Source organism: Hasllibacter halocynthiae (genome assembly GCF_003003095.1).
In the GTDB taxonomy this organism is placed as follows: domain Bacteria; phylum Pseudomonadota; class Alphaproteobacteria; order Rhodobacterales; family Rhodobacteraceae; genus Hasllibacter; species Hasllibacter halocynthiae.
This window is the reverse complement of the sequence record NZ_PVTT01000001.1, coordinates 114,705-129,490: the sequence shown is the minus strand read 5'-3', so window position 1 is coordinate 129,490 and position 14,786 is coordinate 114,705. Positions and strand designations below refer to the sequence as shown.

Below are 14,786 nucleotides of genomic sequence, written 5' to 3'. Positions count from 1 at the left end.
CATCCCTTTCGCAACAACCGCCCGAGGAGGACCGACCATGATCGTCTGCGCCGGCGAGGCCCTGATCGACATGCTGCCGCGCGACCTGCCGGACGGCGGCACCGCCTTCGCGCCCCATCCGGGCGGATCGGTCATGAACACGGCCGTCGCCGCCGCCCGGCTCGGCGCGCGCACGGGGTTCGTGTCGGGCCTCTCCACTGACCTCTTCGGGAAGGTTCTGACGGACCACTTGGACGGATCTGGCGTCGATCGCTCCGCCGCCGTGCGGTCGGGCCGCCCGACGACGCTGGCCTTCGTGACGCTGCAGGACGGCCACGCCGCCTATGCGTTCTACGACGAGAACACCGCCGGGCGCATGCTCTCCCCCGAAGACATGCCGGACCTGCCGGACGGGGCCGCCGCCCTCTTCTGCGGCGGCATCTCCCTGCCGGTCGAGCCGTGCGGGACGGCCTACGAGGCGCTGTTCCTCCGCTCGGGGGGCGTCGCGCGGATGATCGACCCCAACGTCCGCACGTCCTTCGTCGCGGACGAGGGGGCGTTCCGCGCGCGGATGGACCGGATGCTGGCGGCCGCGGACGTAGTCAAGGTCTCGGACGAGGACCTGCGCTGGCTGACGGGCGAGCGCGACATGGGCCGCGCGGCGGGGGCGATGCGCGCCAAGGGCCCGGCCCTCGTCTGCGTGACGGAAGGCGCGAAGGGCGCGACGGGGCATTGGGCGGGCGATCCCGTCCAGGTTCCGGCCGCACGGGCCGAGGTCGTGGACACGGTCGGCGCGGGCGACACGTTCAACGCAGGCGTCCTCGTCGCCCTGTCGGAGGCGGGCCTCCTTGCCCCGGGGCTGCCCGGCCTCTCGGCGGACGACGTGCGCGCCGCCCTCTCCCTCGGGGCGGTGGCCGCCGCGGTCACGGTCTCGCGCGCGGGCGCGAACCCGCCCTGGAGGGACGAGCTGTGAGGGCCCTCCTCCAGCGCGTCTCGGAGGCGCGGGTCGAAGTGGGCGGCGCCGTCATCGGGGAGATCGGCGAGGGCCTTCTGGTGCTGGCCTGCGCCATGCGGGGGGATGCCCCGGACGCCCCCGAGCGGATGGCCGGCAGGATCGCCAAGCTGCGCGTGTTCCGCGACGCGGAGGCGCGGATGAACCGCTCCGTGCTCGACGCGAAGGGCGCGATCCTCGTCGTCTCGCAGTTCACGCTCGCGGCCGACACGGCGCGCGGGAACCGCCCCGGCTTCTCTGCGGCCGCCCCGCCCGAGGAGGCGTCGAAAGCCATGGACCGCCTCGCCGCCGCGATCCGAAACCTCGGCCTGCCGGTCGCGACCGGACGTTTCGGGGCGGACATGAAGGTCTCGCTCGTCAACGACGGGCCGGTGACGATCTGGCTCGACGACGCGGCGCCGTGACCGGGGCCGCCCGTACATGCCCGGTCCCGCAGCACTCGCGGCCGGGACAGACGGGTTTCGCGCCCCTTCCCGTCCCCCCCGCAGCGCCCGGCCCTGCCAGCGGAAGATCAAGGTCTGCCCCGGACGAAGCTGGACGGTGCCGGTGATCCCCGACCCCCGCCGTTTCCTGCGCGGCCTCTTCGACGCCGCCGTCGCCGCTGCGGACCCCATGCGCGCGCTCGGACCCCACCTGCCGAAGCGGCCGCCGGGCCGGACCCTCGTCCTGGGTGCGGGGAAGGCCGCCGCCCGCATGGCCGAGGCGGTCGAGGCGGAGTGGGGGCCGTGCGAGGGCCTGGTGATCGCCCGCTACGGCTACGGAAGGCCTCTTCGCGGCATCGAATGCGTGGAAGCCGCCCATCCCGTCCCCGACGCGGCGGGCGAGGCGGCCACGCGCCGCATTCTCGCCCTCGCGGCAGGCCTCGGCGAAGGCGACCTCCTCCTCTTCCTCGTCTCCGGCGGGGCGTCGGCCTTGCTGACGGCGCCGCGCGCGCCGCTCACGCTTCGGGACATGATCGCGGTGAACGAGGCGCTCCTCACCTCGGGTCTGCCGATCGGGGCGATGAACCGGGTCCGCAGGCAGCTCGACGGGGCGAAGGGCGGCGCGGTGGCCGCCGCGGCCTTTCCCGCCCGGACCCTGACGCTGGCCATCTCGGACGTGCGGGGGGACGATCCCGTCCTCATCGGCTCTGGCCCCACGGCGGGCGGCCGTGCGCCGGCGGGAATGCTTCCCTCGCTCGCGCCGCGTCTGCCGGCCGACGTGCGCCCCCTTCTCCTCGGGGCGCAGAACGCGCTCGCCGACGACGACCCCCGCCTCGCCCGCGCCGAGACCCGCGTCGCGATCGCCCCCTCCCGCTCCCTCCTCGTGGCCCGCAGGCTGGCGGAGGAGGCGGGGCTGAAGATCCTCGATCTGGGGGAGTTGGAGGGCGAGGCGCAAGCTGTCGCCCGCGAGCATGCTGCCCTCGCCCGCCGGACCGAAGGGCCGGCGCTGATCCTCTCGGGGGGCGAGCTGACCGTGACCCGCTCGCCGGACGCGAGCGGGACCGGCGGGCCAAATGCGGAATACGCGCTGGCCCTTGCCCTCGCGCTGGAGGGCGCGCCCGGCATCCATGCCATCGCGTGCGACACGGACGGCGTGGACGGCGCGTCCGAGGTGGCGGGCGCCCTGATCGGTCCGGGCACCCCGCTGGACGGCGGGGCCGAAGCGCTGGCGCAGCACGACGCGCATGGCTTCTTCGGGCGCGCCCGTGGCCAAGTGGTCACCGGCCCCACGTTGACGAACGTGAACGACTTCCGCGCGATCCTGGTCGACCGCTAGTCCAGCAGCCGCGCCACCCGCAGCACCGCGAACTCATAACCCTGCACCCCGCAGCCCACGATCACCGCGTCCGCCCGGGCCGAGACGTAGGAATGGTGGCGGAACGCCTCGCGCCGGTGAACCTGCGAGATATGGACCTCCACCACGGGCCCCTCGAAGGCCGAGAGCGCGTCGAGCAGCGCGATGGAGGTGTGCGTCCATGCCCCCGCGTTGATCACGACGGCATCCGCATCCTGACGCGCGGCGTGCACGCGCTCGAGCATCGCGCCCTCGTGGTCGGTCTGGAAGGCGTCGAGCTCGTGGCCTGTGCCCTGCAGCGCGTCGCGGCAGGCCGCCTCAACATCCTCCAGCGTGTCGTGCCCGTAGATCGCCGGTTCCCGAAGTCCCAGCAATCCGAGGTTCGGCCCGTTCAGCATCAGGATCGTCGCCATGGGCCTCATCACAGCGCACGCCCGTCCCCCTGGCAAGCGCCGCGCGCAACGCCTTGCCCCGGCTGATGCAACGGACGCGCAGCTTGGAACCCCGGCCGGGCGGGCCGGTTGGCCCTTCGACACCGGAGGAGCCCATGCAGCGCCGCATCGTCACCCTTGCCGCCGCGGCCTTCGCCGCCGCCGCGCCCCTCGTCGCGGAGGAGGCCGAGCGCGAGGTCCTGCCCGCTGCCCCCCTAACGCTGGAAGACGTCGCCGTAGCGCCCTTCTGCCCGTTCGATGCGGCCGACCCCCGCCGCCTCGCTGCCCTCAAGGCCGTCGCAGGACCTCGCGCACCGGCGGCAGAGCGCCCGTTCGCGGCCCTCCAGGGGGCCGCGTGCGGGGGCTGAACGACGAAGGGCGGCCCCGAAGGACCGCCCCCGCGTCCCAGCTCTCGCGGGATCAGTTCCCGGTGATGGTGATCCGGCCGTCGGTGTAGGGCTCGTAGGCGCCCTGCCCGCCCAGGTACTCGGCCACCACGTCGGCGAGGTCCGGGCCGAAGTCGTAGGCGTTCGCCGCGTCCTCGAACATCGCGTAGCCGTCGCCGCCGTTGCGGACGTAGTTGTTCGACACCGCGAGATAGGTCGCATCGGGGTCGATGGGCTCGCCGCCGACCATGACGTCGCCGATCCGGCTTCCCGCCTCCTTCGAGACGTCGGCGGAGAAGCTCATCCCCGCGACCTGCGGGAAGCGGCCGGCGCCTTCCTCGAACTGGCTCACGCCATTCTCGAGCGCGTCGATCACGTCCTGGCCGGTCACCTCGAAGGTCGAGAGGGTGTTCTGGAAGGGCAGCACGGTCAGCACCTCGCCCATCGTGACCTCGCCGCCGTCGATGGAAGCGCGCACGCCGCCGCCGTTCTGGATGGCGATCTGCGCGCCCTGGTCGGCCACGCGGTCCAGCATCGCGTCCGCCACGAGGTTGCCCATCGGGCACTCCTGCGAACGGCAGACCTCGCGGCTGCCCTCGATGGCGTCCGCGGCCTCGCCCACGGGCATCTGGCGCAGCTCCTCGAGGGGGGCGGCCAGCTCCTCAACGCGGGCGACGGCCTCCTCGTCCTCGGCGACCGAGGCATCCAGCAGGATCGGGTCGCCCGAGACGTCGGTGACGTTGCCGTCGTCGTCGAAGGTCACGTCGATCTCGCCGAGATACTTGCCATAGGCGTAGGCCTGGAAGATCGGCACGCCGTTCACCTCGGTCGGGTAAGGCCCTTCGGCGTCCTCGTCCGTGTTGGACAGCAGGGTGTGCGAGTGACCGCCGATGATGAGGTCGACATCCGTCACCTCTTCGGCGAGCCGGCGGTCGGCGGGCAGGCCCACATGGGTCAGGAGGACGATCTTGTTCACCCCGTCCTCGGTCAGCGCGTCCACCTCGGCCTGCGCCGCGTCCACCATGGACGAGAAGATCACGTCCGCCCCGGGCGATGAGGTCTCGGGCGTGTCCTCGGCCAGGACCGACACGACGCCGATCCGTGCGCCGTCCACGTCGAGGACGACGGACTTGCCCACCTTGTCCGCAAGCGTGTCGTTCCGGCTGACGTCGATATTGGCGCTGAGGACGGGGAACTCAACCTGATCAAGGAACTCGGACAGGCCCTCCGGCCCGTCGTCGAACTCGTGGTTGCCGACGGCCATCGCGTCGTAGCCGAGCTGGTTCATAAACTCGGCCGCGAGGTCGCCGCCGTACTGCGTGTAGAAGAGCGACCCCTGGAACTGGTCGCCCGCGTCCAGAAGGATCACCGGGGCGTCGGACCGCTCGCGTGCGTCCTCGATCGCGGTGATCATCCGGGGGATCCCGCCGAAGCACTCGCCGGCGTCGTTGTCCTCAGCCGGGCAGGTCGAGTCGAACCGGTTGATAGGCTCGAACCGGTCGTGGAAGTCGTTCGTGTGAAGGATGGTGATCTGCGTCTCGGCGGTGGCCGCGCCCGCCGTCAGGACGAGAGCGGTGGTAGCGAGAAATCGGGTCATGTGCGTAAGGCCCCCTGTTGGCGATGCGCGCAGCCTGCGACGCGGCGGCGGGCCTGTCCAGCAAGTCGATCGTCCGGCGCCGTTTGCACCCCGGCCCCCGAATGCCTAACCCCTCCGGCATGGACGTCTTCAAGATCCTCCGCCGTGAAGAGTGGGCCGCGCTGCGCCGGGAAGGCCGCCTCGCGGGCGCGCCGGTCGATCTCGCGGATGGCTTCGTCCACCTCTCGACCGCCGCACAGCTGCGCGAGACCGCCGCGCGCCACTTCGCAGGGGCGGAGGACCTCTTCCTGCTGAGCGTCCCATCGGACCGCCTTGGCGCCGACCTCCGGTGGGAAGCATCGCGCGGCGGCGCCGACTTCCCCCACCTCTACCGCGAGCTGCGCCTTTCGGACGTGGAATGGGCGCAGCCCCTCCCCCTCGGGCCGGAGGGGCACGGGTTCCCCGAAGGCATCGATTGAGCCGACGATTTGCCGACCCGCCATCTTCCCGACATCTCCCGCCTGCGCTGCGGGGACGGCCCGCGGTGATCGAGGCCGCCGCACTTTCCACGCTGCGCCGCCTCGATCCCGAGCGGGCGCACGACCTGTCGCTGCGGGCGCTGCGCACCGGCCTCGTTCCCGGAACGCGGGCCGGGCCGGTCACGTCCGATCGCCTCCGCACGACGCTGGCGGGGATCGCGCTGCCGAACCCGGTCGGGCTCGCGGCGGGCTACGACAAGAACGCCGTCGCGCTCGCGCCGCTGATGCGGTCGGGCTTCGGCTTCCTCGAGGTCGGCGCGGCCACCCCCCGGCCCCAGCCGGGCAACCCCCGCCCCCGCCTCTTCCGGCTGCCGGAGGACCGCGCCGTCATCAACCGCTTCGGCTTCAACAACGAGGGGATCGAGGCCATCGCCCCGCGCCTGCGCGGCCGCCCCGAGGGGATTCCGGTCGGCCTGAACCTCGGCGCGAACAAGGACAGCCCGGATCGCGCCGCCGATTACGTCGCCGTCCTGAACGCGACGGGCGGGGCGGCGAACTTCGTGACGGTCAACGTCTCCTCGCCCAACACCGAGTCCCTACGCGACCTGCAGGGGGAGGAGGCGCTGCGCGCGCTTCTTGCGGCGGTGATGGACGCGCGCGGGCCCGGGGGGGCGAAGGTCTTCCTGAAGATCGCGCCCGACCTCTCGGACGCCGGGCTGGACCGGATCGCCCGCACCGCTGCAGAAGCCGGGATCGACGGCATCGTGGCGACGAACACCACCCTGTCGCGCGGCGGGCTCGGCAGCCCCCTCGCGGGAGAGGCGGGCGGCCTCTCCGGCGCGCCACTCCGGCGCATGGCCACCCGCGCCCTGGCCCGGCTCCACCGCGCGAACCCCGCGATGCCGCTGGTCGGCGTCGGCGGCGTCGCTACGGCCGAGGACGCACTCGAGCGGATCGAGGCGGGGGCCGGGGCGGTGCAGCTCTACACGGCGCTCGTCTATGGCGGCCTCTCGCTCGCGCGGAGGATCCCCGAAGGATTGGACCGCCTCCTCCTCGCGCGGGGCACGACGCTGGAGAACGCGCGGGGCAGCCGTGCCGCCGCCCTGGCGGATGGGCCCGGACCGTGATCCGCGTCCTGTCCCTTCCCCTCGCGGTCCTCGTGGGCTGCGGTGGAGGCGACGAATGCTCGGACGCGCGGCTGCGCGAGCGGCTGGACGCGATCGCCCCCCGGGCGCGGGCCCTCGCCCTTGCCGATCCCGAGGCGGCGGGCGCGCTGGTGCCGGAGCTTCGGGACGTGGCGGACCGGCTGGCGCGGGACGGGGACCGCGCGGCGGCCTGCGAGGCCGTCGCCGACCTGGAAGCCGCGTTTCGGTAGCTGCCGAGGGAACGCCGGCGGGGCCCCGTGCGTCCTTCTGCCATGTCCCGCACACCCACCAGCCGCGAGGACGTCCTCGCCCTGATCGAAGCCCATCCCATGGGGGATACCCCGCGGACGATGCGCGAGGCCTTCCCCCACCGCACCGGCCCGCAGCCGAAGGGCGAGGCGCACCCTTTCGGGCTCGCGTTCGGATCGGGGCCTAAGGTGCTCTTCTTCCACGGGGGCGGCTACGTGTTCGGCAGCCCGGAGAGCCATGGCCACGCCGCCGCCCGCCTCGCCGCCGCGGGGCTGCGCGTGGTGCTGCCGCGTTACCCTCTCGCGCCGGAGCGTCCCTGGCCCGCGCAGCTCGACGCTGCGCGCGCGGCGCTGGACGCCGTGGAGGGATCCGTCGCGGTGGCCGGCATCTCCGCCGGGGGGCATCTGGCGCTGAACCTCGCCCTCGCCGCCAGGGGGCGGGTCGCGGCGCTGGCGCTGATGTCGCCCAACACCGACCGCACGGGGCTGAGCCGAACCCGAGAAGCGAACGCGAACGCCGACGCGATGAACGACGACGCGAGCGACCGGGCCCTGGGCGAGATGGCCCTAGGCGGCCTCCGGGACGACGACCCGGAGAAATCGCCGCTCCTCGCGGATCTCCGGGTGCTGCCGCCGACTTTCCTGTCGGTGGGGCTGGACGAGGTGCTGCTCGACGATACGCTCCTCCTCTCCCGCAGGCTGGGGCTGGCGGGGGTCGAGACGCGGCTGGAGACGGTGCCGGGGGCGTTCCACATGGCCCATCTCTGGCCTCAGGCCCTTCCCCCGGCGGGTGCGGCGCTGGACCGGATGGGGGCTTGGCTGCGCGGGATGCTGGCCGGGCGACGCCCCGCCGGGGACGTGCTCCTTAGCTGAGAAAGGTCAGCGTAGCGCGCGGGCCTCGAGGTGGGGATAGCGAAGGGCGAGGGTCGCGCCGCGGGCGGCGAAGGCTACGAGGAGGGCCGCCCAGAGGCCATGGTTGCCGAAGAGGGCGACGAGGGGCAGCGCAGCGAGGAAGTAGATCGCGGCCGACACCGCCATCATGTTCCGCATATCGCGCGTCTGCGACGCCCCGATGAAGATGCCGTCCAGCATCCAGGCGGCGCAGCCCACCAGCGGGGTCGCCACCATCCAGGGAAGATAGCGGCGCGCCTCGGCCCGGACTTCGGGCACGGTGGTCAGGAGGTCGACGATCCACCCCCCGAGAAACGCGAAGGCGAGGGCCGCCGCCGCACCGGTCACGGCGCCCCAGATCGACGTCAGCACCGCCGCCCGGCGCAGCCGTGCCCGGTCGCGCGCACCCATGGCCTGCGCCACCAGCGCCTCGGCGGCGAAGGCGAAGCCGTCCATGCCGTAGGCCGTGAGAAACAGGAACTGGAGGAGGACCTGGTTCGCGGCCAGCGCCACCTCGCCCAGCGAGGAGGACCAGTAGAACAGGAACGAAAGGAGGATCGCCTGAAGGAGGAGCGAGCGGATCAAGATATCCGATGAGACCGTCCCGAGGCGGCGCAGGCGGGCGGGGTCCAGCACCCGCGCCCGGTCGCGCCAGGCCGGCCGCACGAAGGCGTCGCGGCAGAGCCACAGGGCGAGCGCGGCTGCCAGGACGTCCGCGACGAGCGTGGCGGCCGCGACCCCCGCGACACCGAAGCCGAAGCCGAGCCCCAGCAGCCAGGAGAGCGCGATGTTCACCCCGTTCTGGCCGACCTGGATGGCGAAGACGGCGCGCGTGCGCTCCTGCGCGATGAGCCAGCCGGTAAGGCCGTAGATCGCGATGGCCGCGGGGGCGGACCAGATGCGGATGCTCATGTAGGTGCGGGCCAGCCGCTCGACCTCCTCCGTGGCGGGCTGGAGGGCCTGGGCGACCTCGAAGATGGGCCACTGGAGAACGACGAGCGCGGCGCCCCCCGCCCCGCCGATCAGGAGCGCGCGGGAGAGGATGGCCGACAACTCGTCCCGGTCGCCCTCTCCGAGGGCCTGCCCGGCAAGGCCCACGGTGCCCATGCGCAGGAAGCCGAAGATCCAGAGGGCCGCTGTGACGAGGATCGCGCCCGTGCCCACCGCCCCGATCGGCGCGGCGCCGCCCAGGCGGCCCACCACGGCGGTGTCCACGATTCCCAGAAGGGGCACGGTGGCGTTGGAGAGGACGATCGGCCCCGCGACGGCGAGAACCCGGCGGTGGGTGACCGGGGTCGTCTCAGCCATCAGGGGGCGGCATCAGGAAGTGGCCAGTCGCCTGGGCGAAGGGGCGGGCGCGGTTGTCTTGCCATGCCTCGACGAAGACGCTGGCGTAGCGGCGGCCCGAGCGGGTGACGCGGGCGCGGGCGTAGGCGTCGCGCGGCAGTCCCACGCGCAGGTAGTCGATCGTCAGGTCGATGGTCTTGGGCATGGGCGGCAGGCGGTCGGGCGTCAGGGAGGCGGCGTCGATCCTGCCCCCCTCGACCCCGTCCCAGAGGGCGGCCCAGGCCAGCCCGATCAAGGCGGCCGTCTCGAGGAAGGCGGCCGTGACACCGCCGTGAAGGGCGGGCAGGACCGGGTTTCCGACGTTCTCCTCCCGGAAGGGAAGCAGGGCGGTCAGCTCGTCGCCGCGCCGCTCGAAGGCGATGCCGACGGTGCGGACGTAGGGGATGCCCCCGACGAGGGCGGCGAGGGCGCGGTCGCGCCGTTCCTTCACGACCTGGACGGGCTCGGGCCGCTTCACGATCCGCGGCTCCCGCGCGTCCCGCCCGGCGCGCGCTCGACGGTGAAGGTGCCCGTGGCGGTGGCGACGGGTCCCTCGCCGCCGTCCGTGGCGGTGGCCCGCACGAAGGCGACGTGGCGGGTCATGTGATAGACCTCGGCCTCCGCGCGGATCGCCTCGCCGGGACGGGCGGCGCGCATGTAGTCGATCCGCAGGCCGAGCGTGGCGGTGGCGAGGGGGGCTTCGTCGTGGCTGATCACCGCGGCGCCGCCCGTCGTGTCCATCAGGGCCGAGACGGCGCCGCCATGGATCACGCCGCGGGCCGGATCGCCGATCAGGCGCTCGTCCCAGGGCATGTCGACCACGACGCGGCCCGTCCCCACCGCGCGGACCGTCATCCCCAACGCCGAGGCATGGGGGATCGCGTCGATGAACTGGCGGGCGGTCCGCATCCGGGGATCGTCTTCTTCCATGCGCGATGCCTGCGCGTCCCGGCACGTCCGCGCAAGCCCTTCCGCCGCCCGGGGCGGGATGCATATATTGCGCGCATGACCGAACCCGTCCGCTTGTCCTTCAAGGAGATGGTCGAGAAATTCGACGTCACCCCCCGGACCCTGCGCTACTACGAATACATCGAGCTCCTCTCGCCCGAGCGGGAGGGCCGCGCGCGGTTCTACGGCCCGCGCGAGGTCGCTCGCATGACGCTGATCCTTCGCGGCCGCCGCTTCGGCTTCGGCCTCGAGGAGATTCGCCAGTGGCTCGGCGTCTACGAGGAGGAGGGCGACGCGGCGCAGATGCGCGAGTGGATCGCCCTCGCGGACCGGAAGCTCCTCGAGCTGGAGGAGGAGAGGCGGCAGATGGGCGAGATCATGCAAGAGTTGCAGGCGCTTCGGGACGATGTGAAGGCCAGGCTCTGAGAGGGCGGCCGGCGCGGGCCGGACCGCCCTTCCGACCGAATTCCCAGTGACGCGACGTTTCGCTTACGCGAACGTCAACGTCAGTTGTAACGGGGGGCATGGCCCGCGACATGCCCTCCGATACATCGATGGTCTTCGCGAAGATCATCACGATGCCCGGAGATCATCGCATGGCAAGCGAAGTGATGACGATACGCGAGATGTGCGAGGCCTATGACGTCACGCCCCGCACCCTCCGCTTCTACGAATCCAAGGAGCTGCTCTCGCCCATCCGCGAGGGGCAGCGCCGCCTGTTCACCCGCCGCGACCGCGCCCGCCTGCAGCTGATCCTGCAGGCCAAGCGGTTCGGCTTCTCGCTCGAGCAGATCCGCCAGCTCCTCGACCTCTACGGGGTCGATCCGTCCAACGCCGTCCAGGTCCGCGAGGCCGTCGCCGTCGGACGCGAGCGGCTGGCCGCCATGGAGGCGCAGCAGATCGAGCTGGGCGAGGCGATCGCGGACCTGCGCGAGCACATCGACCGGGGCGAGGCGTTCCTCGCCAAGCGCCCCGGCTCCAAGACCGACGCGGCCTGAGCCGACGAGAACCAAGGGAGCCCTTGATGCCGACCTACACCGCCCCCCTCGCCGAGATGCAGTTCATCCTCCACGACGTCCTCAACGTCGGCGAGAGTGGCATCGAGGGCTATGACGACCTCGACCGCGATACCACGGAGGCGATCCTCGGCGAGGCCGCGAAGCTGGCCGAGGAGGTCCTGCAGCCCCTCAACACGGTCGGCGACGAGGAGGGCTGCACCCTCGAGAACGGCGTCGTGCGCACGCCCAAGGGCTTCAAGGAGGCGTACGAGCAGGTCCGCGAGGGCGGCTGGATGTCGATCGACATGCCAGAGGAGTTCGGCGGCCAGGCCCTGCCCTACATCGTCTACTCGGCCACGGGCGAGATGTTCGTCTCGGCCAACATGGCGTTCAACATGTACCAGGGCCTCAGCCACGGCGCGATGGCGACGATCCTGACCCATGGCACCGAGCAGCAGAAGTCGACCTACCTTCCGCACATGGTGGACGGGTCGTGGTCCGGCACCATGAACCTGACCGAGCCGCATTGCGGCACGGACCTCGGCCTCATCCGCACGAAGGCCGAGCCCGCCGGGGACGGTACCTACCGCATCTCGGGCCAGAAGATCTGGATCTCGGCGGGCGAGCACGACCTGACGGACAACATCGTGCACCTCGTGCTGGCGAAGATCCCAGGCGGCCCCGAGGGGGTGAAGGGCATCTCGCTGTTCATCGTGCCGAAGTTCCTTCCAAACGAGGACGGCACACCTGGCGCGCGCAACAGCCTGTCCTGCGGAGGCCTCGAGTCCAAGATGGGCATCCACGGCAACTCGACCTGCGTGATGAACTACGACGGCGCGACGGGCTTCCTCCTTGGCGAGGAGCACAAGGGCATGCGCGCCATGTTCACCATGATGAACGAGGCCCGCCTCGGCGTGGGCATGCAGGGCCTCGCGCAGGGGGCCGTGGCCTACGAGAACGCCCTGGGCTTCGCGCAGGACCGGCTTCAGGGCCGCGACGTGACGGGCGCGAAGAACCCGGACGGGCCGGCCGACCCGATCATCGTCCACCCGGACGTGCGCCGGAACCTCCTCGACCAGAAGAGCTTCGTGGAGGCGGGACGGGCGCTGGTGCTCTGGGGCGCCACGATGATCGATCGCGCCGCACGCGGCGACGAGGAGGCCGAGGCGATGGTCTCGCTCCTCACGCCGGTCATCAAGGGGTTCCTGACCGACAAGGGCTTCGAGACCACCGTGCTGGCGCAGCAGACGCTGGGGGGCAGCGGCTTCACGAAGGAATGGGGGCTGGAACAGTTCGTGCGCGACGCCCGGATCTCTATGATCTACGAGGGCACGAACGGCATCCAGTCGCTGGACCTCGTCGGGCGCAAGCTGGGACTGAACGGCGGCAAGACCATCATGGCCTTCTTCGAGATGGTGAAGGCCGAGGCCAAGGACGGCGAGGACGACGCCGCGCTGAAGGCGCAGTTCCTCGACCCGCTCAAGGCCGCGTCCAAGGACCTCCAGGCGGCGGGCATGTACTTCATGGAGGAGGGGATGAAGAACCCCGACAACGCTCTCTCGGGCTCCTACGACTTCATGCACCTCTTCGGGCAGGTCTGCCTCGGCCTGATGTGGACGCGCATGGCCAAGGCGGCGAAGCGGATGCTGGACGCGGGCGAGGGCGACGCCGACTTCCTGCGTGCCAAGCTGGAGACGGGGCGCTACTACATGGCGCGCCAGTTGCCGATCACGGGCACGCATCTCGCACGTATCCGCTCCGGCGCCGAGCCGGTGATGACGCTGGACGCGGCGAATTTCTGATCGGCCTCGGGGCGGGAGGACGACAGTCGTCCTGCCGCTCCGACGAAGGACCGGAAGGGGGCAAGGTTGCCCGAGCATTCCAGACTGGCGCACCGCTGCGACGCTGCGACGACGGGGGATGCCGACCGGTGCCTCCGCGACTTCGCCGGCGCGGCGGGCCTGGACGAGGGCGAGGCGCCGGGCTTCCTCTTCGAGAACTGGACCGGCGCGATCGACGAGACGGACCCGGCCACTCGCCAGCGACACTTCGACGGCGAGTTGGAGGTAGGGAGACGCCAGCACCGAAAGGACATGCCATGAACCGATACGTTCCCATCACCCTCTGCGCCCTTCTGGCGCTTCCCGCCGCCGCGCAGGACGTCACGGATGCCGATCGCGCCGCCATCGATGAGCGGATCGAGACGCTCGGCGATGCCGCGACCGAATGGGACATCGAAGGAATGACCGAGGTCGTTCCGCCGGAAGTCTTCGTCTACCAGGCCGAGCAGGTCGGCCTCGAGCCGGACGCGCTGAAGACGATGATGGCGGAGGCGCTGGAGGGTGTGGCCGCGACGGTGCAGATCGAGTCCTTCGATATGGACCTCGACGCGGCGACCGAAGGCGCGACGAGCACGGGCCGTCCCTATCTGCTCATCCCGACCGAGACCGTGATGGACATAGAAGGTGCCGGACGTGTCCGCGCCGAGACCCATACCCTGGCGCTGGAGGCGAACGACGACTGGTGGCTCGTCCGGATCGACGAACTGCCGCAGGTGCAGGCGCTGCGGGCGGTCTATCCTGATTTCGCCGGCGTCGAGTTCCCGGGCGGCACGATGGAAGCGCTGGAGTGAAGCCGCGCCTCCACTGCTTCGGCGAGAGCGGGAACGCCTACAAGGCGGCCCTGACGCTGCGCCTATGCGGAATCGACTGGGAGGAGGTCCATGTCGACTTCTTCCGGGGCGCCACGCGCAGCCCGGAATACCGCGCGCTGAACCCGATGGGCGAGGTGCCGGTGCTGGAGACCGCGGACGGCGTGCTGACGCAGTCGGGGGTGATCCAGGACTGGGCCGCGGAGACGTCCGGCAAGCTGGGCTGGTCGGACGCAGGCGAGCGCCGGGCGGTGCTGCGCTGGATGCTGTTCGACAACCACAAGGTGTCGGGCGTCGCGGGGCCGCTGCGGTTCAACCTCAACTTCCTGCCCGAAGAGAGGCGGTCTGCGGAGGTGAACGGGTTCATGGCCATGCGCCTGAACTCCGCCCTGAAGGTGATGGACGCGCATTTGTCCGGGAACGACTGGTTCGCGCTCGGCCGCCCCTCCGTCGCGGACACCGCGCTCTGCGGCTATCTCTACTACCCGGAGGATACCGGCTGGGCCCGCGAGGACCATCCGGCCGTGGCGGCTTGGCTCGATCGCCTCGCCGGGCTGGACGGGTGGGCCCACCCCTACGACCTGATGCGAAGGGCGCTGCCGTGACGGTCGCGCTCCTCGTCCAGATCGACGCCCTTCTCGCCGTGCTGCTCGCCGCCGTCGCCCTAGCCGCCGCCCCGGCGGCGAGCGAGGCGCTGCGGCTGGCGCTGATCGGCGGGGGCACCGCGATCATGGCGGTCGCCTCGCTCTTCGGGATCGGGTGGGGGCTGCTCTTCGCGATCCCGCTTCTTGGAGGGGCGTTCGTCGGACGGTCCCGGCAGGTGGACCTGCCCGCCCGCCCCTTCGCCATCGCCGCCCTGATCGGCGGCATCCTCGCCGGGATCACGGCTGTCATCCTCGTCATCTCGTCGCTCTCGGCCCAGGCCGCGACGCCCACCTGAA

General features: G+C 71.7%; 20 protein-coding genes. 15 read left to right on the top strand and 5 right to left on the bottom strand.

Annotated elements, in window-relative coordinates; genetic code table 11:
- Positions 1-37: 37 nt before the first annotated feature.
- The 3 genes from BCF33_RS00645 to BCF33_RS00635 all read left to right on the top strand — a co-directional run bounded on the left by BCF33_RS00645 (position 38) and on the right by BCF33_RS00635 (position 2,749).
- Positions 38-952, top strand: coding sequence for a carbohydrate kinase family protein (locus BCF33_RS00645; protein ID WP_106159030.1), 915 nt, complete (start codon positions 38-40; stop codon positions 950-952).
- On the top strand, positions 949-1,395 hold the full coding sequence (dtd, locus tag BCF33_RS00640) for a D-aminoacyl-tRNA deacylase (protein WP_106159029.1): 447 nt from the start codon (positions 949-951) through the stop codon (positions 1,393-1,395). The genes BCF33_RS00645 and dtd overlap by 4 nt, the downstream gene beginning before the upstream one ends.
- A 145-nt stretch (positions 1,396-1,540) precedes the next feature.
- Positions 1,541-2,749, top strand: coding sequence for a glycerate kinase type-2 family protein (locus tag BCF33_RS00635; RefSeq protein WP_245883744.1), 1,209 nt, complete (start codon positions 1,541-1,543; stop codon positions 2,747-2,749).
- Here the strand turns inward: BCF33_RS00635 and aroQ are convergent.
- A complete protein-coding gene (aroQ, locus tag BCF33_RS00630) occupies positions 2,746-3,180 on the bottom strand; it encodes a type II 3-dehydroquinate dehydratase (protein WP_106159027.1) in 435 nt (144 codons plus the stop codon). The genes BCF33_RS00635 and aroQ overlap by 4 nt on opposite strands.
- A 134-nt stretch (positions 3,181-3,314) precedes the next feature.
- Between aroQ and BCF33_RS00625 the strand changes: the two genes are divergently transcribed.
- Entirely contained in the window at positions 3,315-3,566 is a 252-nt protein-coding gene (locus tag BCF33_RS00625) for a hypothetical protein (RefSeq protein WP_106159026.1), read from the top strand.
- Positions 3,567-3,618: 52 nt separating this feature from the next.
- Here BCF33_RS00625 and BCF33_RS00620 read toward each other — a convergent pair whose 3' ends face one another.
- Positions 3,619-5,181 (bottom strand): bifunctional metallophosphatase/5'-nucleotidase, encoded by a 1,563-nt coding sequence (locus BCF33_RS00620; protein WP_106159025.1) that lies wholly within the window; start codon positions 5,179-5,181, stop codon positions 3,619-3,621.
- A gap of 119 nt (positions 5,182-5,300) precedes the next feature.
- Here BCF33_RS00620 and BCF33_RS00615 point away from each other — a divergent pair, with 119 nt between their 5' ends.
- The 4 genes from BCF33_RS00615 (at position 5,301) to BCF33_RS00600 (ending at position 7,905) form a co-directional block, all read left to right on the top strand.
- Positions 5,301-5,639, top strand: a complete 339-nt coding sequence (locus BCF33_RS00615) for a DUF952 domain-containing protein (RefSeq protein WP_106159024.1) — start codon at positions 5,301-5,303, stop codon at positions 5,637-5,639.
- 65 nt (positions 5,640-5,704) lie between these two features.
- On the top strand, positions 5,705-6,766 hold the full coding sequence (locus tag BCF33_RS00610) for a quinone-dependent dihydroorotate dehydrogenase (protein WP_245883673.1): 1,062 nt from the start codon (positions 5,705-5,707) through the stop codon (positions 6,764-6,766).
- Positions 6,763-7,014, top strand: coding sequence for a hypothetical protein (locus BCF33_RS00605; protein ID WP_106159022.1), 252 nt, complete (start codon positions 6,763-6,765; stop codon positions 7,012-7,014). Before BCF33_RS00610 ends, BCF33_RS00605 begins: the two co-directional genes overlap by 4 nt.
- Positions 7,015-7,056: 42 nt before the next feature.
- Positions 7,057-7,905, top strand: a complete 849-nt coding sequence (locus BCF33_RS00600) for an alpha/beta hydrolase fold domain-containing protein (RefSeq protein WP_106159021.1) — start codon at positions 7,057-7,059, stop codon at positions 7,903-7,905.
- A 6-nt stretch (positions 7,906-7,911) separates the two neighbouring features.
- On the opposite strand, the gene BCF33_RS00595 is transcribed toward BCF33_RS00600, so the two are convergent.
- From BCF33_RS00595 to BCF33_RS00585, 3 genes are read right to left on the bottom strand one after another with little or no spacing between them, the layout of a single operon-like run.
- The gene (locus tag BCF33_RS00595; protein WP_106159020.1) at positions 7,912-9,231 is read right to left on the bottom strand and encodes an MATE family efflux transporter; all 1,320 of its coding nucleotides are present in this window, start codon (positions 9,229-9,231) and stop codon (positions 7,912-7,914) included.
- Positions 9,224-9,727 (bottom strand): PaaI family thioesterase, encoded by a 504-nt coding sequence (locus BCF33_RS00590; RefSeq protein ID WP_245883672.1) that lies wholly within the window; start codon positions 9,725-9,727, stop codon positions 9,224-9,226. The genes BCF33_RS00595 and BCF33_RS00590 overlap by 8 nt, the downstream gene beginning before the upstream one ends.
- A complete protein-coding gene (locus BCF33_RS00585) occupies positions 9,724-10,179 on the bottom strand; it encodes a PaaI family thioesterase (RefSeq protein ID WP_106159019.1) in 456 nt (151 codons plus the stop codon). The genes BCF33_RS00590 and BCF33_RS00585 overlap by 4 nt, the downstream gene beginning before the upstream one ends.
- Positions 10,180-10,254: 75 nt before the next feature.
- On the opposite strand from BCF33_RS00585, the gene BCF33_RS00580 reads away from it, so the two are divergent.
- The 7 genes from BCF33_RS00580 (at position 10,255) to BCF33_RS00550 (ending at position 14,785) form a co-directional block, all read left to right on the top strand.
- Positions 10,255-10,623, top strand: a complete 369-nt coding sequence (locus tag BCF33_RS00580) for a MerR family transcriptional regulator (RefSeq protein WP_106159018.1) — start codon at positions 10,255-10,257, stop codon at positions 10,621-10,623.
- Between the two features lie 170 nt (positions 10,624-10,793).
- Positions 10,794-11,195, top strand: coding sequence for a MerR family transcriptional regulator (locus tag BCF33_RS00575; RefSeq protein WP_106160129.1), 402 nt, complete (start codon positions 10,794-10,796; stop codon positions 11,193-11,195).
- A gap of 26 nt (positions 11,196-11,221) precedes the next feature.
- Positions 11,222-12,997, top strand: coding sequence for an acyl-CoA dehydrogenase C-terminal domain-containing protein (locus BCF33_RS00570; protein WP_106159017.1), 1,776 nt, complete (start codon positions 11,222-11,224; stop codon positions 12,995-12,997).
- Positions 12,998-13,063: 66 nt separating this feature from the next.
- On the top strand, positions 13,064-13,297 hold the full coding sequence (locus BCF33_RS00565; RefSeq protein WP_106159016.1) for a hypothetical protein: 234 nt from the start codon (positions 13,064-13,066) through the stop codon (positions 13,295-13,297).
- Positions 13,294-13,827, top strand: coding sequence for a hypothetical protein (locus tag BCF33_RS00560; RefSeq protein WP_106159015.1), 534 nt, complete (start codon positions 13,294-13,296; stop codon positions 13,825-13,827). The genes BCF33_RS00565 and BCF33_RS00560 overlap by 4 nt, the downstream gene beginning before the upstream one ends.
- Positions 13,824-14,450, top strand: coding sequence for a glutathione S-transferase family protein (locus tag BCF33_RS00555; RefSeq protein ID WP_106159014.1), 627 nt, complete (start codon positions 13,824-13,826; stop codon positions 14,448-14,450). The genes BCF33_RS00560 and BCF33_RS00555 overlap by 4 nt, the downstream gene beginning before the upstream one ends.
- A complete protein-coding gene (locus tag BCF33_RS00550; RefSeq protein ID WP_106159013.1) occupies positions 14,447-14,785 on the top strand; it encodes a hypothetical protein in 339 nt (112 codons plus the stop codon). Before BCF33_RS00555 ends, BCF33_RS00550 begins: the two co-directional genes overlap by 4 nt.
- Position 14,786: the final 1 nt, after the last annotated feature.